The organism is Paenibacillus sp. Y859, from assembly GCF_056786405.1.
Genome location: NZ_JBXCIZ010000008.1, coordinates 24,797 through 46,946, shown reverse-complemented (window position 1 = coordinate 46,946; position 22,150 = coordinate 24,797). Strand labels below are relative to the sequence as shown.

The following is a 22,150-nucleotide window of genomic DNA, read 5'->3' as shown; positions in this document are numbered from 1 at the left end:
TAAATAGGAAGGTAATGTCTCCTGCACCTTTATCACTGGAGACACTCGGTCATACTGTGGGTCAGCCGACCTTAGACGTACTTCGTCAAGGGTGTGATGTGAGGAAGGGTTCAATGCCCTTGTATATTTTGTTTGTACATAATAAAAAAGATAGGGTGAAATCAAAATGAAAAAAGTAACGAAAGCTATTATTCCTGCTGCTGGACTAGGTACACGCTTCTTACCTGCAACAAAAGCAATGCCCAAAGAAATGCTTCCCATTGTTGATAAGCCAACCATTCAGTATATCGTGGAAGAAGCTATTGAATCGGGAGTCGAGGATATCATCGTTGTAACAGGTAAAGGGAAGCGGGCGATTGAGGACCACTTTGATATCGCATTTGAGCTCGAACATATTTTACAGGAAAAAGGGAAACTCGACATCCTTGAGAAAGTCAGAAAGTCATCCAATGTGAACCTTCATTATATAAGGCAAAAAGAAGCGAGAGGATTAGGACATGCCGTCTGGTGTGCACGTAATTTCATCGGCAACGAACCGTTCGCTGTTCTCCTTGGAGATGATATTGTGGAGGCCGAGGTTCCATGTATTAGGCAACTGATAGAGCAGTATGAGCGTACTGGACGTTCAGTCATCGGTGTTCAGACGGTAGGTGTAGATCAGACGCATCGTTATGGAATTGTAGATCCGGGTGAAAGAATGGATAACTTGTATCAGGTTAATCGTTTCGTCGAGAAACCACCGAAGGGACAAGCTCCTTCTAATCTAGCAATTATGGGTCGTTATGTGCTTACACCTGATATCTTTGAATATTTAGGGAGACATGAGTTAGGCGCAGGTGGTGAGATTCAGCTTACCGACGCGATTCAAAAGCTAAATGAGGATAAAGGTGTCTACGCCTACGATTTCCAAGGGACTCGGTATGATGTTGGAGAGAAGCTCGGTTTCATTATGACGACCATCGACTTTGCACTCCGAAATAATGAACTTAGGCACGAACTGTTGTCAGGCCTTCAGGAAGTAATGGATCGTGAGGTTGGTAAACAATTGATTGCTGGAAGGAGAGATTAAGATGACTTATACACAATATCGGGATGAATATGTTAGAGGTGTCTCAGATTACTATTCGAATAAATGGGCTGAGCAAGAAGGTCTATCGTTGTATTCGATACTCAAACGTACGATTGATATCATCGGAGCGTTGGTAGGTTTAATTTTATTAAGTCCGCTGATGGCCTTTATCATTATTCTAATTAAATGGGAAGACCCTTCAGGCTCAGCTTTCTTCTATCAGACGAGGGTCGGCAAGAATGAGAGATTGTTTCGGATGTACAAGCTTCGTTCCATGTATAGTGATGCCGAAGATAAACTGAAAGATCTTCTGGATCAGAATGAGATAAGCGGTGCTATGTTCAAAATGAGAGAAGATCCTCGTGTGACGAAGGTCGGAAAATTTATTCGAAAAATGAGTATTGATGAACTTCCACAATTAATCAATGTACTTAGAGGAGAAATGTCATTAGTAGGTCCGAGACCTCCTCTTACGAGAGAAGTTGCGGAATATACGTCTTATGACAAGAAGCGATTGTCTGTTATACCAGGCTGCACAGGGCTGTGGCAAGTTAGTGGAAGGAATAATCTCTGCTTCAAAGAGATGGTTGATCTCGATATTTCTTATATTGAGAAAAAATGTATATGGTTCGATATTAAAATTATGTTCCGAACGGTGAAGGCCGTGGTTGGCTCCCAGGATGCATTCTAACTAAGAAATGGAGGGGGAGGGAATGGCAAGAATCCTTCATATTTCAGAGTTTACAAAGGGCGGTATTGAGACCCATCTTCATGAAGTATTGAAGTACCAATCTGATAATCATGATATTTATTTGATGGCATCGCATCAGGATTCGAACTTAGATTCACTTTCGCTCGATCCTGATCGATTGCTTCTATACCCTTATAAAAGAAGCCCGAAATATTTCCTCAAAACGATGCAAAGTATTCAAAGAATGATCAAAGAAGTTAATCCAGAGATCGTACATGTGCATGGAACGTTTGCAGGATTCTTCCTACGAACGTTATTTTTGTTGAGAAAGAAACGTCCCATTGTCATTTATTGTTCACATGGTTGGGCTTTTCTAATGGACACACAGTCATGGAAGAAGAAGGTGTTTGCAGGAATAGAGAGGTTCCTGTCATTGCGGACAGATTACATTATTAACATATCGCAGTATGAATATCAGATGTCGATGAACTACGGCTTGTCTTCCAAGAAATCGGTCGTTGTCTATAACGGGGTATCTGATGCGCCAGATAATCACTTATTGCCCTTCAGTGTCAATAAGGACAAGATTAATCTGCTTTATGTAGGTCGCTTTGATCGGCAAAAGGGTTTTGATTTGTTACTCGAGGTATTTAACGATTATCAATTCATGGAAGTTACTCTGTATTTAGTGGGTGATACCGTATTGAAGGAATTTGATTATGATTATCCGAGTAATGCTGTAAAGATCGGTTGGGTGGACAATTCAGAGATCGACCGTTATATAAGGGCATGTGATGCTGTTATCGTTCCATCACGCTGGGAAGGATTCGGTATCGTTGCCATCGAGGCATTGCGGAATAAGAAGCCGGTTATCGCAAGCAACCGGGGGGCACTTCCTGAAATTATCCAGCATGGTGTCAACGGGTATATCTTTGACTTCGACAACAAGGAAGAGTTGGCGAATATTATTCAAGGTCTGAACAAAAACAAGCTAGAAATGATGGGGCAAACGGGAGAGAAGATCTTTTATGAGAAATTTCATTCGGATAAGATGAACAAACAAATCGAGCGAATATATGTAGACGCTTTGAAGAAACAAGGCGATTTGTATCCCGTAACCGTCAATAAATATGTCTAGTTATATGGGGATGAAAGGAATGATGAATGTAAGTTTAATTGGAAATCAGGGGATCCATACCAATAAAGAGTTACCCAAGAAATCGAGTGGGAATCAAGTTGTTCTCGCATGTTATCTTATTTTCTTACTAATTCTGACGGTCTATCAGGATTTCCCACTCGTTAATATTATTGGTGAAATAGGAAGATCACCTATTATATTGCTATTTCCTCTTTTTATATTTTGTGAGATTGCGATGTTATCTAAATATAAGAAGCTGATGAATGTGACCAAGCTCCAGAAGCACTTGTTCGCTTTTATTATCTATTTAAGCTTTATCAGTATGGTCTATATTCTCATTCAATTCCTGCAGGGTAATTACAGTTTTGCGTCCGAGAACCTCCTTGGTAAGGCGATAAAGGTGTTGACTTATTTCGTTGTTATCTTGCTGTATATCAGGCATATGCAACTTGTCTTCACGAGAATCAACAGTTTTAAGTTACTATATAGCTGTTTTTTTGTGGTGATGAGCCTTTTGATAGCCATTATGATTGTGGAATTGGTCAGTATGCCGAATGCCCTTACTTTCTTGCATTCTGGAAATCACCCCTATTGGAGGGTGAGGTTACTTACTTCAGAGAGTAGCACAACGGGATCTATTATCGTCGTGTACTGCTCAATTCTTATTTATCTGTCTCAATATTTAAACCGCGTTGCTAAGACGCTGTCCATTGTATATGCCACTAGTTTTTTTCTGTATTGTTTATTCGTTACAGGATCGAAAGGTTTCTTGATCGTCATTCTGCTAACGTTGGTCGTGACCATGATTAAATTTCTCGATTTCAAGAAGAAAAGAAACTTTATTGTGCTTATAACGGTTGTCGTGGCGATGTACTTGTTTATTGCTTATTTCTCGGCAGGTTTGCTTAGTTCTTTTAGTAACGATATTCAGAATTACACCTCATCCTACACGCGAATGGGCACGATCATTATCTCACTTGCGACCGTCTTTCATCATCCACTGGGGGTTGGTACTGGAGCCTATCTCATCTATTTCGATGAATATATAGCTTACTCTATTCAACTGATGTCTCGTTTCTATTATAACGTTTTCGGAATGAGTCAGATTAATGTGGGAGAGTTAATGCAATACTCAGGTTCAGATAAGAATTTGGGTGTTAAATCGGGTTTCTTCCAATGGGTGATGTTTGGAGGGATTTTCTCTGTCGTATTCTTTTATCTGTTAGCTAAAGATCTTATCGTGAAAGTGAAATCGAACTCTATCCTGTTTCTGTCACTCGTGTTTGTCCTATTATCACTACTCTTTGTAGTACTTGAGATTAAATATGAAGTATGGCTACTATTTGCCTTTATCAGTTCCTTTCTAGGAAAGAATGAAGTAAACCAATCCAATATATCGGGGGTTATTAACGAATGAAAATGCTTGTTGTATGCAGTGATTTTCCATATCCCGCCGATCATGGCGGCAGGGTGGATACATGGGGGAGAATTAAGGTTCTAGCCGAGCTTGGATGGAAGATCCATCTCGTCGTTTGCGGCAAACAAATGCCTTTGGATGAGGATATGAAAGTGGTATATCGCTATGTCGAAGACATCAAGCTGTGTGAGAGAAGAAGCAAACTCGTCGATTTGCTATATGCTATCCCTATGCAGGTGCAATCAAGAAACGAGCTTCGATACGTTAATATCGATCAGGACTATGATTATGTGCTGCTTGAAGGTGATTATGTGTATCCCATTCTAAGTAACCCACATATCAATCATAACAATGTGATTCTACGGGTTCATAACGATGAGGAAGTCTACTTCAAGGCGCTAGCTAGAAGTACCAAGAATAGAATTCACAAGCTCTATTACCATATGGAAAGTTGGAAGTTCAAGACATTGCAAAAGAGAATGATGCGGAAGGTAGACAAGTATTTGTTTATCTCCAATAAAGAGTTTGAAATCTTTCAAAGTCTACATCCTGCAACAAAAAGCTTATTTCTACCTCCACCAGTCACAAGAGATGCCTTTCTTGAGAACACGTTTCAAAGTAAAAACGTCATATTTATTGGATCATTGTTCATGCCAAATAATCGTGAAGCGATTGAATGGTATCTTGCACATATTCATCCGTTGATGTTGAAGGAGCCCGATTACAAATTCATTGTGGCTGGGAATAGTCGGAAACAAAGTTTAAGTTGGCTCGATCCTTATGATATGACGAATGTAGTTGTATATGATACGCCGGAGAGTCTGGACGATATATACAGCAGTGGTTATCTATTCGTTAATCCGATGCGCAATGGTGCTGGTGTGAAGCTCAAGACCATCGAAGCAATACAGAATGGCTTACCGGTCATCTCGACGTCCATTGGCTATGAAGGTACGGGGCTTGTTCATAATAAGCACATTATGGTTGCCGACAAGCCAACGGAATTCTATCACAGCATGAAGCAGTTATTCGATAATCCTGCTCAGGCGCAAGCATTGCTAGAGTCGTCCCAGAAATATATTAGGAATCATTATGATCATAAAAAGGTGCTAAAAGGCTACATAAATTCGTTGAATGTTAGTGTTCAAATGGAGCAGGTGTTGTGAATGGTTAAAGAGAGAATCCGTGTCTTATTTGTTACCCACGCGGAGAAAAAAGGTGGGGCTGAGCAAAGTTTGATTCATTTAATAAATTATTTGGATACGTCAGAATATCAGATATTTTTATTAAGTCCCAAGAATGCCGAATATCTAGATGAAATTAGAACCAAGTATGAGCACTTTCCGCTCCAACTAAATAGCATTAAGAAGAAACTAGGTTTTGGCTATTTGGAAACTGTATTTCGCATCAGGGCATTCGTGAAGCGACATCAGATTGATATTATTCATGCCAATGGCTGGCGGGCACCCTGGTATACTGCACCACTCAAGTTTCTAACCGATTGCACATTGGTTTGGCATCATCGTGACTATACCCATTTGCGGATGTTCAACTATGTGTTGCCGCGATTTTTCGATCAAGTTATTTGTATCTCACATTTTGTGGCGAATTCGATTCAAGGCTACAATAAGACGATTATATATAATGGTGTTGATCCCGAACTTTCCTTGACGATGAAAAGCCGGGGGTTCATGGAAGACGATACACTTATTATGGGAACATTCGGGCGCATCGTAGAGTGGAAGAGATATGATCTTGTGATCGAGGCTGTGAAGAAGTTGGCTGATCATAAGAAGTATAATTGGAAACTGCTGATTGTGGGTGATACATCTGTTGATGGATCAGAGAAGTATTACAACGATATGGTCCAGAAGGTCATTGAATATGGCTTGGAAGAGAATATTATCTTTTATGGATATAGTAAAAAGCCACTTGATCTGATGAAGGAATGCGATCTGACGATTAACTTCTCTTTGAATGAGCCATTTGGAAGAGTGATTATTGAATCTCTGCTCGTCCAAACGCCTGTCATCGTATCAGATTCTGGCGGAGCACCTGAAATTATTCATCTAACGGGTGGTGGATTTATTGTGAAGGATGGGGATGTGGACGAGCTGTATCAGACGATTCAGCGTGTCTATGACAATGCTATTAACCATAAGGAGCTTTCAATTCAGGGACATACGAACGTAATCAATGACTTCAATATGAATACAATCGCTCGAAAGGTAGAGCACACCTACCAATTGTTAATAGCAAAAAAGTTAAAGTCGGAAGTGGTGAGATGATTCTATGGGGTTCTCATACAAGCAATTGAGTATTGGTAAGATACTCGCTGTTCTGAAGGGAGCAGCCATGTTGCCAATCATGACTAATTCTGTAGGTCGATTAGGACGGATAGCAGGTAGGCTAACTGTGAGCAATAAAGGCGAATTCATCGTTGGAAGGAATGTGTCCTTTCATGCTAAGCCATTTCCATCTTCCATTTCTGTCGATAAGCAGGCCAAGCTGTGGGTGGGAGATAACGTATTTTTCAACTACGGTTTAGATATTGGTTGTACGCAATCCATTGTGATTGGTAGCAATACGATCATAGGCCCAATGGTTAACATTATTGATACGAACTTTCATCCTGTAGATACGGAGGATCGTTCCCATAGTAAAGACATTGTTATTTCCGATAATGTTTGGATTGGTAGGGGTGTGCTTATCTTACCTGGTGTAACGATTGGACATAATGCGGTGATTGCAGCAGGTAGTGTCGTAACACGTGATATTCCAGCCAATGTATTGGTCGGGGGTACACCAGCGAAGGTTATCCGTGAGATCAATGTTCCGAGTAAATGGATTCGCAGATACAACTGAAGTATTAAGGTGGGATAGAATACCGGTTCTCATATTATTTCGAAATGCAGTCATACGAAGCTGATTATTAGCAACACGGTCATGCTCTATGACAAAGTAAATTTCTATCTGAATCAGCCAGGGGCAGAAATCGTTATTGGCGAAGAAGTATGGATCGGCTATAAATCTACCATTCTAAAAGGAATATCCGGTGGACTTGATTCTAGAAAGGGTAGGAGAGTAAAGAGATGAAAGTATGGATGTGGCCTAAATCAAGTGATTTGAATTTCTACAATGATTTATTAACCGATTCGTTATGTGATGCAGGTATGGACATTATGGACTTGAGGCATGGCAAGCTGATGTTGAAGGTCGGTCAAGTGAAGTCCGGGGATATTGTCCACATTCACTGGATGCATCATGCTTATCAGAATCGAAATCTGCTGGTGTTCATCTTGAAGTCATTCATCTTTATTTGGACGATGCTGTATTTGAAGATAAGGAACGTACAGTTGGTATGGACGATACATAATCTGTATCCGCATCATGTGAAGTACCCTAGAATGGAGAGGTTCATTAGAACGATCATATGCCTATTCTGCAACAAGTTGATCGTTGCCTCTGAATCCATCAAGAGGAAGGTCATGAAGGAGTTCAATGTTCCAGAAAGCAAGCTGTTCGTGGTGAAGCATGGTCATTATTTGGGCGTGTATAAGTCGAAGGGAATAGACTTTCGGCTCAAATATAATATTAGTGAGAACGCAGAAATATATTTATTTCTTGGTGCAATCATTGCGTATAAAGGCATCGAGGATTTAATACAAGCCTTTAATACAATCAAGACGAAGCGAACATACCTGATCATAGCTGGGAAAGCGGACAGTGAGATGAAGTCCTATTTGGAGCAGGTAAAGGATACTGGGAATATCATTCTGGACATACGTTTCGTCCCCAATGATGAGGTTGCTGATTTGATTAACACCGTGGATGTGATGGTGATGCCCTATAAAGAAATTACGACTTCCGGTTCAGCGATACTTGGACTGTCTTTCCAGAAGTTGATTGTTATGCCAGACAATGATTTCATCCATGAATATTTCAAAGAAAACATGGTTGTCCACTATGATCCAATGAGTGAGAACGGACTCGGCAACGCGATGAAAGAAGCTTTAAATGTTAAGAACAAACAAGAAACTCCAAAGTACGATGAGGTGCTAAAGGAATTAGAGTGGAGCGCCATTGCGCAAAAGATCAAAAACGTTTATCGGGGAGGGTGATGAACGATGAAGGTGACAGTGGCCATTTGTACTCATAACCGCGCAAAGGATACAGGAGAGGCAATTGAAAGTGTGATTGCTCAGAAGTTCGCTAAAAGTGACATTGAAATTGTCGTTATTGACAATCAATCAAGTGATCATACGGCTGAGGTGGTGCAAGATCTACAGCATCAACACGGACCAAGGATACGATATATTCTCGAAGAAAAGCTCGGACTATCCGTTGCCCGTAACAGAGCGATTAAGGAAGCACAAGGAGATTATATTCTATTTCTAGATGATGATGCATTGGCCTCAAGTCAGTGGGTGCAGGAAATTGTGGACGTATTTGAAAGCGATCCGACTATTGGGTGTGTCGGTGGACGAATTGATCCAATCTGGGAGAGTCAGGAACCGGACTGGGTTCCGGAGGAGTACCGTTCTGTATTCACGATTCTCGATTATTCGAATGTAGTGAAGGAAATGCCATCTCCTTCGATTCCATATGGAGCAAATGTAGCCTTTCGGATAAGTGTATTTCATCATATGAAGCCATTTCGCGAGGATTTGGGACGGGTTGGTACCAACCTATTGTCAAGTGAAGAAAGTGAGCTGATCGCAAGGCTCCGCGAGAATTATAAGGTGTACTACACACCGTTTGCATCTGTTCAGCACAAAATTGCGAAGGGGCGAACGACCAAGAAGTGGTTCCTGAAACGAATGTTCTGGCAAGGTGTAAGCGATGCGGTGAAACGTCAGGATAGAAGCCTGTTGGTAGTTGTGAAGCATACGGTTCGAATGCTGATGGCGATTCTATCATCTCTGCTTACCATCTTCCATTTCAAAACATGTATTCGGCAGATCATGAAAATTTGTTACCGCAATGGAGCACTTATGGGCATTCTGCGCTATAACATTAGGAGTTGAACATAAACCATGGCACAACTCGCATTTCAAAAAGCATGGAGGGGGAATGGACTTCTACAAACGATTCTTCGCACGAGCGCGACTAATCTTCTAGTTATGGTCATTAGTACTTTGACCTCTATTGTGACAGCGCGCATGTTCGGAGTGGTTGGTAAAGGGGAGTTCTCGGCCATCCTATTTTGGCCAACGCTACTCGCAGGGCTCGTCGGGTTCGGACTTCCTACCTCTCTTATTTATAATATGAAGCAACGCCAAGATCATGGGGCACATTTCGTAAGAGCGGGCTTCCTGTTTCAAATACCCGTCAGCCTGATCGTCGGCATTGTTGCTTGGATTTACTTACCGACATGGCTCGGAAATTATCCTGAATCGGTTATCCAAACCGCTAGATGGTATACAGTAATCATGCTACCTATATTGCTCGCGGTCAATTTAATCCAGGCTCTTGCGCAGAGCACAGGTAAATTCAATGTCTACAACGGTGTTAGATTGTATTTCCCATTACTGAATTTAACGGGACTGATTGTACTTTGGGCTATTGGTAATCTAAGTCTCCATTCTGCTGCACTGGTATTTCTAATAACCAGTGTATTTGTCATAGTATGGGCCTTGTACAGCGTAAGAGATGAGATGCGAATTAATTGGTTTAAGGGTCTAGGGAATAGGCTAGCGGCCAAGGCGTTGTTCGGTTACGGAAGTAAAGTATTCGGTGTAGAACTACTTGGGACATTATATTCTCAATTCGATAAACTAATCATTCTCTCTATGCTGACAGCAAGAGATTTAGGGTTGTATACGGTTGTTTATGCCTTGTCTCGTGTATTCAACGTCGTACAGACGGCGATTACGAATGTCATATTTCCTAAGGTAACGGGTATGGACAAGGACAAGATTATTGCAACTGTCGGTCGGGCATTTCGATTGTCCATGCTTCTGATGACGATCGTGGTCATTCCAAGCATGTTCGTGGGTCGTTATCTAATGGGGGTACTGTTCGGTGCACCCTTTCTTGAGGCAAGTGGTGCATTCTATTTGTTGTCGTTCGAGTGCATTCTCGGAGGAGGGTCTTGGATTCTAGCCTCTTCGTTTAATGCAATGGGGCGACCCGGACTTGTGCTAGTCAGACAGCTTATCGCATTAGCAGTAACCATCGGATTATTCTTTGTGCTCACTCCGCTGTATGGACTGAACGGTATTGCGCTTGCTTTACTAATCGGTGCGATTATCCGTTTGGTGGTTACAATGGCGGCGATGCGAATTGTCTTTCAGGTGAAGCTGAGAGGGATGTTGTTTGATAAGAACGATTTTCAATTTCTAATAGAGCGGATTAAAGATAGAACAAAAACTAAAGGAGTGAGATGACTTGGCAATGAAACCGAATGTTCATCCCATGGACGGATTGAAAAATGAGCTTCGTAAAATTCTGAATGTGATATCTCCGGGATCGAGTATTTGTTATATAGATTACCCTGTCTACAACAACGGCGGGGATTTACTGATTATGAAGGGTACGGAAGCATTTTTCAGAGATAATAATATCCACGTTAAAGCACGATACAGTGTCCTAGATTTTCCTGATAAGCTAATCATTCCGAAAGATCAAATTATCGTTCTTCAGGGAGGAGGGAATTTCGGAGATCTGTATCCGGTGCATCAGAAATTACGCGAGAAAGTCGTTGCCGAGTATGGTGACAATCGGATTGTTTTACTTCCGCAGACGATCTTTTATAAGGATGAATTGAGATATGATGCCACGGCACAACTTTTTAATAGGCATAAGGATGTTCATCTCTTTGTAAGAGATACATTGACTTATGAGACTGCCATCCAGAAATTTAATAGCTGTAACGTCTATTTATCACCTGATATGGCGCATCATTTATGGCCGATTTTACCGAAAAGAAGCCCAGACAAAGATTTACTATGTTTCTTACGCACAGATATCGAGAAAACAAGAGAGCAGTTGCAGTTCGAATTGGAAGGACAGGGGGATCATCTGGACTGGGCTACCTTATACAACCGGTTCGAGAAAAAGTCGATTAGTCTAATCGCTAAAATGATGGAAAATGGTAACAGGATCTTGCCATTACATGCAATATGGGATAAGTATAGCGATTACTTGGTAAACAAAGCGGTCATTCGATTTAGTTACTATCGTAATGTGCAGACATCAAGATTACATGGTCATATACTAGCCTGCTTGATGGATATGCCTAATGAGCTACTGGATAATTCATACGGAAAGAACTCCAACTACTTCCATACATGGACCAGCAGAATCGAATCCGCTCAACTTGTCGTGAATAACCAATCCTATGAAGCGAAGCCTCAGGGGGTAAGCTTTGTATCAAAAATATATCAAGAACAGTTGATCCACAAGGTTAACTCTATGCTTTGAGGTGATGATAGATGACCGCTACGTGGACGGATTATCCTTACGATCGCTGTTGTCCTCAGATTTCCTGATTATATACCGCTTATAGCGGTAGAAATCCGAGGACAAGCGTATGCTTTCGAAGTAGTTTCCTACGGAAACTTGTAGCGAACGCTAACGCTTCTTCAGGACAATTCCGTCCTCTTCGCTAGTATCTGCATAATCAATATACAAAACTTAAGCATATGCTTCCGAAGCGAGTTTTGTATGAAGTTGTATCAGGAAGTAAATCATCATCCAAAACTTTTAGGAGGGTTCCATATGAAAATTGTTCTTCTATCAGGAGGATCAGGCAAGCGGTTATGGCCTTTGTCGAATGAGTCACGTTCCAAGCAGTTTCTGAAAGTGCTGCGAAATGAAGTTGGTGAGCGGGAGTCGATGGTCCAGCGAGTCTGGGGCCAAATAACCAAGGCGGGCCTAAGAGAGCATGCATATATCGCAACTAGTAAACCACAAGTTGAGATGATTCAGAGCCAGCTAGGTAATGAGATTGAAATTATCGTCGAACCGGAAAGAAGAGATACCTTTCCAGCGATTGCACTGGCAGCTACCTATCTATATTCAATACAAGGAGTCAGCTTAAATGAGACGATTGTCGTTATGCCGGTCGATCCTTACGTGAATGAATCCTTCTTCCATAAGACGAAGGAGCTTGAGCTGATTCTGAACGAATCTGGAGCAGACTTGGCGCTTATGGGTGTGAAGCCGACGTATCCATCAGAGAAATACGGTTATATCGTTCCGAATAAAGGGACCCAAGTTGAAGATCCTTTTGTAACCGTTCATAGCTTCAGAGAGAAACCCCGCGAGGAAGAAGCGGTAGCCATGATACAGCAGGCTGCACTTTGGAACTGCGGTGTTTTTGCGTTTAAGCTCGATTTCCTCATTAACATATTGATTGAGAATAATTATCCGATTCATTACGACGAGATGACCAGACATTATAGTAAACTTCCGAAGAATAGCTTCGACTATGAGGTTGTGGAGAAAGCGGGCCATATTGTGGCGCTTCCTTATGCTGGTGAATGGAAGGATCTTGGAACGTGGAATACACTAACGGAGGAGATCGAGACTTCGTTAATCGGTAAAGGGATTATTGCTGGTGACTCTCATAATACACATGTCATTAATGAACTTGATATTCCGATTACACTGATTAACTTATCTAACGTAGTCGTCGCGGCGAGTCCGGATGGTATTCTGGTGTCGGACAAGGCATCAAGCCCGATGATCAAAGAAGTAATGAAACATTCGGATCAAAGACCTATGTATGAGGAGCGGCGCTGGGGGCGTTATCGTGTGCTTGATTATTTGAAGTATCCGGATGGAAAAGAAGTGTTAACGAAACGAATCTGTGTCTCCCCTGGTCAGAATTTGAGCTACCAATACCACTTGCTTAGGGATGAAGTGTGGACGGTCGTATCCGGTCACGGTGAAATGGTTCTAGACGGCAAGCATTTATTAGTAAATTCCGGAGATGTCTTGGTGATATCCAAGGACAGTCGGCATAGCCTGCGGGCGGAGACAGAAATGGACATTATCGAAGTACAGACTGGAACAGAGCTTATTGAAGAGGATATCGTCCGGCTTGCGTTTGATTGGAACGAGATCATGCAATTATGCAGCGTATGAATAAATGAATGAATTTCATGAAGGAGCGAAGAGAATGAAGATTACGGTTATCGGAACCGGTTATGTCGGGCTTGTATCAGGCATCTGTTATGCAGAGCTCGGGAATCAGGTTATTTGTGTGGATAAGGATATTTCCAAGATTGAAATGTTGAACGCCGGAGGCATTCCCATCTATGAACCAGGTCTGAAGGAATTGGCTGCGGCGAATCGCACGAAGGGCAGACTTTCCTTTACGACCGATATATTCAGCGCTGTAACACAATCGGATATTATTATACTAGCTGTTGGAACACCCCCATTGCCTAATGGTGAAGCGAATCTCGAATATATCGATCAAGCAGTTCTTGAAGTTGCGCAAGCAATGAACAATTATAAGATCATTGCTGTGAAGAGCACGGTGCCAGTCGGAACGAATGAGCGATTGGCAGCATTGATTCGAACCCAAAGTAATAAACCATTTGACTCTATCTCACTGCCGGAGTTTCTACGAGAAGGCTCAGCAATACAAGATACATTATATCCCGATCGAATCATTATCGGAGCTGACTCTCAGGATGCAGCGAACACCATGACTCAGTTGCATAAGCCATTGACAGAACAGATTGTCGTGACGGATATTCGGAGCGCAGAAATGATTAAATATGCATCGAACGCTTTTCTTGCAACGAAGATTTCATTCATTAACGAGATTGCTAACATCTGTGAGAAAGTTGGTGCAGATGTGACGAAGGTCGCGGAAGGAATGGGCCATGACAAACGGATAGGACCGTCATTTTTGAAGGCCGGTATTGGATATGGAGGTTCTTGCTTTCCCAAGGATACAAGTGCACTTATTCAAATCGCTGGTAATGTCGATTACGAATTCAAGCTACTACGTTCGGTTGTTGAAGTAAATCGGGATCAGCGATTTAACGTTATTAGAAAGCTTGGGGCGATTTTTGAGGGTGAGTTGAAAGGGAAGACGGTCGCTGTGTGGGGATTAGCATTCAAGCCGAATACCGATGACGTACGCGATTCGCCAGCTTTGGAGATTATTCAGCATTTGGTTGATAACGGCGTTGAAGTAAAGGCTTATGACCCGATTGCAATGGACAACTTCCGTGCTCTATTTGGTAAGGATGGGGTGGAATGGTGCAATAATGCGATGGAAACCGCTCAAGGTGCGGATGCACTTTGTTTGCTCACAGAGTGGGAAGAATTTACTGAGGTTGATCTCGCACAGCTCCAATCGGTACTGAAGAGTCCTATACTTATCGATGGACGAAATGTATTTAACGAAGAGGATTTACTAGGCACGGATTTCATTTATTATTCAGTTGGCCGTCCTAGCTTAAATAAAGGCGTGAAACAGCCCATGCCCGTTCTTTAATGTAATGTAAGACCCAAATCTATGATAGAGGTGAAAAACATGACGTTTAGAAAAAAAATGACCGTATCTGCTCTTACCGTATCTATGATTACTGCATCGCTTGGAGGATTACCACTTAGTCAGAAGGGTTTAGCACAAAACTTGGGCATAGTTCATGTTGCTAATGCAGCGGATTCGGGTCTACCACCGAGCTTATTCGAAGAGCTTATGAATGAACTGAACGCGGCGGAATCAAAGTTGCCGCCAAGTGTATTCTTAGACTTTAAGAGTAGGCTGGAAGCTGCAAGAACGGAACTGCAACCAGGCATTTACTTAGAGCTTATGGATGAGTTGCGCGCCGCACAGTCGGTATTGCCACCGAGCCTTTTTGAAGATCTTAAGGATAGATTGGAAGCTGCGGAAGATGTGTTGTCGCCTAATGTTCCTATCGAGGATCCGGATGAGTCGAACGCTGTGCAATCGGATCTTCCGTCGAGTGTCTTCTTAGAGCGTATGAATGCGCTAAATGCGGCACTCGCAGCGGGTGATCCGGCAGATGTGCAGGACGTAAGAGATCTACGGGATGAAATTAGAGGGCTCGATGAATCTACAAATTTGCATCTGATTGATCCAATATGGAATAAAATAAGCTTGAAGCTTCCGGAATCTGTAAATCAAGCAGAGCTTAAGGTCAACTTATTCCGTATTGTCAAAGATGTAGGTTCATTGCGCTATGACTCAGGGGCGACGGAACTGGAAGCAATACGTACGAATCCTGAATATCGTTCAACGCTAAATACGATCGCTGCCGCATCTGGCGCTGGTGAGACTGTAAATATAGTTGATCTTCTCGTGTTTATGTTCGGTGATGGTAATAGCCGCAAGGGTATAGAAGGGACCATAAGCAGTGAGATTCAAAAGATGTCGTTACAGGACTTAATAATCATGCTAGGTAATAAACAAGGAATTACTGCGGTCCTCCTTCAATCAACAGACAAGTTGCTAAGTGCAACGGATGATTACACAATCAGCTCGATATTTAATAAATTAAATATTACACCGCAAGATATTAGATCGATGGTTCTAGGCTTCCAAGTTACATTGCAAAAGGATGAACCAGCTATCAATGCTATGACCGTAGCCTATCTACGCACGGTCACGAAGGAAACAGCTAAGATAAGTGAGGATGGACTTCAACATACGTATAGCTTAAGGGTCTCCAACGTGGACGTTCCGGGTATGGTGTTGCAGTGGAGTAAAGTGTCCGGTAGCAACGATGTAAAGGTAACTACCGCTGGTGTTGTGACCATTCCAGAGGGTATTGAAAGTGCCTCAGCTGTGATCCAAGCGAAGCTGATGAATCCCTATGGAGGAGCAGCTAAAGTTATTTTTGAGAAAGAAGTGACTTTGACCGCAACGGTTAAAGAAGGAGAAACACAGTTCCCTGTAGAGCAGTTCCTTGAGCGTATGAACAAGTTACATGAGGCGCTTAGAGCAGGAGATCCGACGGATCTTAAGGCAGTTCAAAGCTTGCGGGATGAAATTCGAGGGCTTGATGTCGTCTTAGATCAAGCGTTGATTGACCCGATATGGAATAAAATCGCGACCAAACTTCCGGATTCTGTTGATAAGACGAAGCTGAAGGCGAGTTTCTTCCAGTTGATTAAGGCTGTGGGATCGATCCAATATGATCCAATGGCGACGGAGCTTGAGGAAATTCGGACGAACCCTGAATATCGAGCGACGTTGAAGACAATTGCAGCAGCTAGTGGCAATTCTAATCTAGTCATAGATGATTTTCTGATGTTTATGTTCGGTGACGGGGAGACCCATAAAGGTATTGAAGGTATCGTTCGGGATAAACTTGCGAGCATGAGCTCTATCGAACTGCTTAGTCTACTTAGTAGTAAGCAAGAAATGGCAGCACTGAAGCTTCAAGTGGTGAAGGAGTTGCTTAGCAATACCGAGGATTATAAGCTGAGTGCTATTCTAAGCTCTCTAGGTGTTACGCCGCAGGAACTAGGAATGACCATACTGGGCTTCCAAGTTAAGTTGCAGAATTATGAGCCTGCTAGTTACGCTATGACGATTGCCTATATCCGTGCAGAAGCAATTGCAACGGAACAGATAAGCGAGAATGGTCGTCAGCATGATTATAGCCTGAAGGTATTGGGAGTAGATGTTCCAGCGTTTGTACTGACATGGAGCAAGGTATCGGGAAGTGAAGATGTGACTGTGCTGCCGAATGGTTCAGTTACGATTCCACGAGGTGTAGCAAATGCTACAGCAGTTATTCAGGCAAAGCTTGTGAATGGAACATCTGCCAAAGTTATTTTTGAGAATGAAGTGACGTTAACAGCTCTGGAGGAGGAAGGGAATATCTTCCCGGCTGAGCAGTTCCTAGAGCGGATGAATCTGCTGCGTGCTGCACTTGTTGAAGGAGGCGCTTCGGATGTAAAGGATGTTCGTAAGCTTCGGGATGAGATTGCGGGACTTAGGGTTACGAAAGATCTATCGTTAATCGACCCAATATGGAAGCCTATTGAGGCTAATCTTCCGGGTACAACGAATAAAGCAGAATTGAAGAAAGGCTTATTCGAGATTATGAAAGCCGTTGGTTCGATTCAATACGATCCTGATGCATCGCAACTTGAAGCGATTCGGACAAATCCGAAATTCCAAGCGACACTAGAAACGATCGGGAAGGCTGGCGGAATTTCAACACTTGCGATCGATGACTTCCTCATTCTAATGTTCGGTGATGCCGGCGAGAACCGAGGAGTTGAAGGGACGATGCTTGATCATATCGCAGCTATGGATTCTAATGAATTTACTAAGTTATTAAAGAATAAGAATGGGCTGACAGGTGTCAGAAGTGAAGCGTTGGCTACTATTCTATCCGATACGCAAGGCTATGCGTTGAGTGAAGTCATGTACAATCTTGGCGTCAATCCTGTAGATATGGCCTCTATGGTTCTTAAATTTAAGTCGAAACTAAAGCATGATGAACCGGCCATCAAAGCAATGTCTACAGCCTATATTCGAATGAGTGCTGAAGCAACCGTGGAAATTACAGATAGCGGACGCCAGCATGTGTATGGTTTGGCAGTGCTTGGGGTAGAACTTCCTTCATCTAGCTTGAAATGGAAGAAGGTATCTGGCAGTAAGGATGTTAAGGTAGACTCAAATGGGAAAGTAACCATTTCGAAAAAGGTATTGGAAGGAACGGTTGTTATTCAAGCCACACTCAACAATTATTTCGGAGGTAGTTCTAAAGTGATCTTCAAGCAAGAGATCAAGCTTGTTAATGGAGATGGAGTTATTGACCCAGAAGCTGATGTGAAAAGAATTGTTGAGTCTCTAAAGGAACAAATGGATGATATCTCAATAAGACTTACTTCTGCTACGGATGATTTTGTGAAAATAGATCTATTAACAGAGGTAATCAAAGCTCGTAATGAAAGTATCGAGGAAATTAACAAAGTAGAGAATGTTTCTAAAGCAGTCAAGACAAAAGCGATTAACAACGCGAAAAGTTATGCTAAAAAGATAATGAATCAAATTTTTAACGATTTACGTAATTTTTAAATAGAGACCAGCCCTCTTTCTAACTTTAGAAGGGGGCTGGTTTATTTCTATTGGTATGGAAAGGTGGATCATTCATGAAGCGTAGAAAACGCCTGAAATGGATCATATGGTGCTTGGGGATTGTCCTTGTCATAGGCATTTGCGGTTTGTTTGTAGTTGATTATACAGTTCTGAAATTGATGAACGTCCTTACTTCTGAATCAGAGGAGACACGGACACCTCTTAATACTTTACAAGAAGATCCTCTACCTCTGAAGGAATTAGATGAGGCCGTTGCTAGTCGTGACAATCAACCCGTGATGGAGAGTGGGAAAGATTCGCCTGAACAGCGGACAGATGTCACACAAGAGAATGACAAAGGCCAGGTTAATAACTTTAGTCAGCCTACTGGGACCGTAACAGATCAACAGGTGAATCAAGTGCAGGAAAGCTTAACTGCAGGAGATAAAACCAACATTATTTCCATCATGGCAAGTAATTTAGACAAATCAAGTTCGGAGAAACTGTGGAATCTAGCCAAAGGAGGTCTGACTGTAGCAGAAAAACGAGAAGCAAAAGAGCTACTTCTAGCAACCCTATCTTCTGAAGACTATAATAAACTATCGAAAATGGCTCAGAAATATGGGATTAGTAAAGGGAAAACATACGATGAGGCCAAACGTGAATTGAACTTGCAACCATAACCCTATGCTTATGAAGTTACAGCCCATATATTTCATGAAAAGGTGGTGTCACAATAACGATGGAAAAACAAAATAAAGGCCGGAAGAGAAGACGTCGATTCTATAAAAAAGATGCTCCCGTAGTAATTTTAGCATCCCTTACTCTCATATTACTTTGTGTGTGGGGAGGCTTGTATTGGAGTGAATCCTCAGAGAAAGCACTCATTGCAGACGGGAATGTGAAGGAGCCGAGCCAGCAGATATTGCAGAATGAAGAGGTACTCTCTATCGGAGATACTGAAGGAACAATAGATATACAGGCGAACGAACAGCCGTCAGTGATAGACGAGATGGAGCCCATGGATTCTACAGTGACAGCTAATGAGGAACGGGAGATCAACACAGAATTGTCGCCATCTGCAGATGTTCCGAACAAAGCGGAGCAAACGGTCACGAAATCTGACAAACAATCTGTAACGAAACCAGATCTTTCAAGCACGATGCGCTCGAACACACAAAGCTCAACGAAGTTAGATGAGCAGAGCCCAACGAAGTCAGATGAGCAGATCTCAACGAAGTCAAATGAGCAGAGCCCAACGAAGTTAGATGAGCAGAGCCCAACGAAGTTAGATGAGCAGATCTCAACGAAGTCAGATGAGCAAAGTCCGCCGATGTCAAATACACAGACTCCGATGACGAGCGTGAATCAAGTTGAACCTGCAGTAAATGTAGCACAGAAATATGAACAAGAGATCATAACGATTCATGCGAAGTGTACGAAGGATATGAATGTGGTGCTAAGTGGAGCGGATGTGAGTTTTCGGCAACTCGATTTGGGGAATCCCCTCAACGTTCATGAATGGAGAGAGAAACTAACGAAGGAGATTGCAACTGCAGAATCCAAGTGTGGAGATGCATTTCAAGAACAAATAAACAACGCCAATGATGATTCAGTATCAGAAAAGGTTATTGAGGAGTGGAGAAACTCATACAACTCTTTAAAGGCGAATCTTAAAAAAGAGTCCGAAGCGAAGCTACAGCAATTAATGGGAGGATAAGTCATTCATCCTTTGACAAAGGGCGGTCTCGGAGCACACGTTCAAGTAAGTTACGTATTAATTCGAGATCGTCCTGCTCCAAAGGAACACCGTCCCAGTGAAGCTTCTCGTAATTTAAATATTCTTTTGCATTATGATTTAGTTTCTCAGGTGGTTCAGGGTAATCCGTAAGCCCCAAAAGATAATCTGCAGATGTGCGCAATTTTCGAGATATGGTATGAATGGATTCTAACGTCGGTTGGCGGTATCCAGATTCATACCCTGCATATGTACTCTTTGCAACCCCCACGTAATCGGCAACTTCCTGCATGGTTAATTTCCTCTGTTTGCGCAACTGCTTTAGTCGCTTTGCGAACATCATCCGCCCCCCCCTTCCAACGTTATAGTGTATTTTTTTCGTTAAGGTAAGATACGCTTATATCCACTCCTAGTAATTGGAATCATAAGTATAGCATGTTCATCAATTGTGTGCACAATGTAAAAATGGAATTAATATAATAAAGAGATAATGATTAATATAAAAATATATTGCAAACAATATAACGGTATGTTACTCTATAACCACAGATTGGAAACGTTACCGATAACGCTTCCGATGATTAAAGTAAGCGTTACCACAATCTTATTTTGAGTATTAGGGGTTATACGAAGAAAGAAGAAGTACAAATCTCAAAGAAAAGAAGGGGAACAACAATGAAAGTAAAAAAGATATTAGGACTTGCTTTAGCAGCAACACTAGTTATTGGCGCACTAAGCGCATGTGGCACTAACAACGATAAGAATGCTACAGATACAAATACCGCACCAGGTAAAGCAGGAGAAATTTATTTCTTGAACTTTAAACCTGAAATTGCAGAAACATACAAAGCGATCGCTAAAGATTATGAAGCGGAAACAGGCGTTAAAGTAAAAGTTGTAACAGCCGCGGCAGGTACGTATGAAACAACATTGAAGTCTGAAGTTGCGAAATCAGACGCTCCTACCATTTTCCAAATCAATGGTCCAGTTGGTTATGATGCTTGGAAAGACTACACTTTAGATCTAAAGGATACTAAGCTTTACAGCTACTTGTCAGATCAAAGTCTAGCAGTATCTAGTGAAGATGGTGTGTATGGTATCCCTTATGTTGTAGAAGGATATGGTATCATTTACAATGACGCTATTATGCAGAAATACTTTGCATCAGCAGATAAAGCGGTTACAATTTCTTCAGCAGCTGAAATCAATAACTTCGCTACATTACAAGCGGTTGTTGAAGATATGACTGCTAAGAAAGACCAACTTGGAATTAAAGGTGTATTCTCATCTACTTCTTTAGGAGCTGGTGAGCAATGGAGATGGCAGTCTCACTTAGCTAACATTCCTTTGCACTATGAGTTCAATGATAATACTGAATTTGATAACAGCACTTTAGCTGGTTTAGCAAGTGATGAAATTTCGTTTAAATACGGCGAGAACTTCAAGAATCTTTTTGACTTATACATCAATAATTCTGTTACTACTGGTAAACTTCTAGGAAGTAAAACAGTGACAGATTCTATGGCTGAATTTGCTCTTGGTCAATCGGCTATGGTTCAGAATGGTAACTGGGCATGGGGACAAATCGGTGAAGTAGATGGTAACACAGTAGAGGCTGATAATATTAAGTATCTACCAATGTACACAGGTATGCCTGGTGAAGAGAAACAAGGTCTAGCTATTGGAACAGAGAACTACTTCTCCATCAATAGTAAAGTATCTCCTGAGAAACAAGCGGCATCTGTGGCTTTCTTGGAATGGTTATTCTCAAGTGAAAAAGGGAAGAGCTATGTAACGAATGACCTAGGATTCATTGCTCCATTCAATACATTTACAGATGCTGAGAAGCCAGCGGATCCGCTAGCTAAAGAAGTATCCACTTGGATGGAAAAAGATCTTGTATCCGTACCTTGGACATTCGCAGCATTTCCAAGTGAAGAGTTCAAGAATTACTTCGGTGATGCATTGCTAGAATATGCTCAAGGTAATAAAGCTTGGGATGATGTTACGAAGATCGTAGTAGATTCATGGAAGTCTGAAAGAACGAAATAATAATTTGTAAATACAA

At 41.9% G+C, this 22,150-nt stretch carries 19 protein-coding genes; 18 read left to right on the top strand and 1 reads right to left on the bottom strand.

Features of this window, described 5'->3' with window-relative positions; genetic code table 11:
- Positions 1–166 precede the first annotated feature (166 nt).
- The 17 genes from galU to AC1TO8_RS16305 all read left to right on the top strand — a co-directional run bounded on the left by galU (position 167) and on the right by AC1TO8_RS16305 (position 20,064).
- Positions 167–1,069 carry a UTP--glucose-1-phosphate uridylyltransferase GalU gene (gene galU / locus AC1TO8_RS16385; protein WP_482056707.1) on the top strand — a complete coding sequence of 301 codons (903 nt, stop codon included), beginning with the start codon at positions 167–169 and terminating at the stop codon, positions 1,067–1,069.
- A gap of 1 nt (position 1,070) precedes the next feature.
- Entirely contained in the window at positions 1,071–1,760 is a 690-nt protein-coding gene (locus AC1TO8_RS16380) for a sugar transferase (protein ID WP_482056706.1), read from the top strand.
- Positions 1,761–1,782: 22 nt separating this feature from the next.
- The gene (locus AC1TO8_RS16375) at positions 1,783–2,898 is read left to right on the top strand and encodes a glycosyltransferase (RefSeq protein ID WP_482056705.1); all 1,116 of its coding nucleotides are present in this window, start codon (positions 1,783–1,785) and stop codon (positions 2,896–2,898) included.
- The gene (locus tag AC1TO8_RS16370) at positions 2,891–4,315 is read left to right on the top strand and encodes a hypothetical protein (protein WP_482056704.1); all 1,425 of its coding nucleotides are present in this window, start codon (positions 2,891–2,893) and stop codon (positions 4,313–4,315) included. The genes AC1TO8_RS16375 and AC1TO8_RS16370 overlap by 8 nt, the downstream gene beginning before the upstream one ends.
- Positions 4,312–5,481, top strand: coding sequence for a glycosyltransferase family 4 protein (locus AC1TO8_RS16365; protein ID WP_482056703.1), 1,170 nt, complete (start codon positions 4,312–4,314; stop codon positions 5,479–5,481). Before AC1TO8_RS16370 ends, AC1TO8_RS16365 begins: the two co-directional genes overlap by 4 nt.
- Positions 5,482–6,603 (top strand): glycosyltransferase, encoded by a 1,122-nt coding sequence (locus AC1TO8_RS16360; protein WP_482056702.1) that lies wholly within the window; start codon positions 5,482–5,484, stop codon positions 6,601–6,603.
- A 4-nt stretch (positions 6,604–6,607) separates the two neighbouring features.
- The gene (locus AC1TO8_RS16355; protein ID WP_482056701.1) at positions 6,608–7,180 is read left to right on the top strand and encodes an LbetaH domain-containing protein; all 573 of its coding nucleotides are present in this window, start codon (positions 6,608–6,610) and stop codon (positions 7,178–7,180) included.
- Positions 7,181–7,261: 81 nt separating this feature from the next.
- Positions 7,262–7,411, top strand: coding sequence for a hypothetical protein (locus AC1TO8_RS16350; RefSeq protein ID WP_482056700.1), 150 nt, complete (start codon positions 7,262–7,264; stop codon positions 7,409–7,411).
- Positions 7,408–8,436: a glycosyltransferase family 4 protein gene (locus AC1TO8_RS16345; RefSeq protein WP_482056699.1), complete on the top strand. Its 1,029-nt coding sequence runs from the start codon at positions 7,408–7,410 to the stop codon at positions 8,434–8,436. Before AC1TO8_RS16350 ends, AC1TO8_RS16345 begins: the two co-directional genes overlap by 4 nt.
- Before the next feature lie 6 nt (positions 8,437–8,442).
- Complete coding sequence (locus tag AC1TO8_RS16340; protein WP_482056698.1) at positions 8,443–9,342, top strand: glycosyltransferase; 900 nt, start codon at positions 8,443–8,445, stop codon at positions 9,340–9,342.
- Between the two features lie 9 nt (positions 9,343–9,351).
- The gene (locus tag AC1TO8_RS16335; RefSeq protein ID WP_482056697.1) at positions 9,352–10,704 is read left to right on the top strand and encodes a lipopolysaccharide biosynthesis protein; all 1,353 of its coding nucleotides are present in this window, start codon (positions 9,352–9,354) and stop codon (positions 10,702–10,704) included.
- Between the two features lie 7 nt (positions 10,705–10,711).
- Positions 10,712–11,740 (top strand): polysaccharide pyruvyl transferase family protein, encoded by a 1,029-nt coding sequence (locus AC1TO8_RS16330; protein ID WP_482056817.1) that lies wholly within the window; start codon positions 10,712–10,714, stop codon positions 11,738–11,740.
- Between the two features lie 297 nt (positions 11,741–12,037).
- Positions 12,038–13,408 (top strand): sugar phosphate nucleotidyltransferase, encoded by a 1,371-nt coding sequence (locus tag AC1TO8_RS16325; RefSeq protein WP_482056696.1) that lies wholly within the window; start codon positions 12,038–12,040, stop codon positions 13,406–13,408.
- 34 nt (positions 13,409–13,442) lie between these two features.
- Complete coding sequence (locus tag AC1TO8_RS16320; protein WP_482056695.1) at positions 13,443–14,777, top strand: UDP-glucose dehydrogenase family protein; 1,335 nt, start codon at positions 13,443–13,445, stop codon at positions 14,775–14,777.
- Between the two features lie 39 nt (positions 14,778–14,816).
- Positions 14,817–18,344 (top strand): hypothetical protein, encoded by a 3,528-nt coding sequence (locus tag AC1TO8_RS16315; RefSeq protein ID WP_482056694.1) that lies wholly within the window; start codon positions 14,817–14,819, stop codon positions 18,342–18,344.
- A 74-nt stretch (positions 18,345–18,418) separates the two neighbouring features.
- Positions 18,419–19,027, top strand: coding sequence for a hypothetical protein (locus AC1TO8_RS16310; protein ID WP_482056693.1), 609 nt, complete (start codon positions 18,419–18,421; stop codon positions 19,025–19,027).
- A gap of 59 nt (positions 19,028–19,086) precedes the next feature.
- On the top strand, positions 19,087–20,064 hold the full coding sequence (locus tag AC1TO8_RS16305; protein WP_482056692.1) for a hypothetical protein: 978 nt from the start codon (positions 19,087–19,089) through the stop codon (positions 20,062–20,064).
- Between the two features lies 1 nt (position 20,065).
- Here AC1TO8_RS16305 and AC1TO8_RS16300 read toward each other — a convergent pair whose 3' ends face one another.
- The gene (locus AC1TO8_RS16300; RefSeq protein WP_482056691.1) at positions 20,066–20,425 is read right to left on the bottom strand and encodes a helix-turn-helix domain-containing protein; all 360 of its coding nucleotides are present in this window, start codon (positions 20,423–20,425) and stop codon (positions 20,066–20,068) included.
- 332 nt (positions 20,426–20,757) lie between these two features.
- Here AC1TO8_RS16300 and AC1TO8_RS16295 point away from each other — a divergent pair, with 332 nt between their 5' ends.
- The gene (locus tag AC1TO8_RS16295) at positions 20,758–22,134 is read left to right on the top strand and encodes an ABC transporter substrate-binding protein (RefSeq protein ID WP_482056690.1); all 1,377 of its coding nucleotides are present in this window, start codon (positions 20,758–20,760) and stop codon (positions 22,132–22,134) included.
- Positions 22,135–22,150 lie beyond the last annotated feature (16 nt).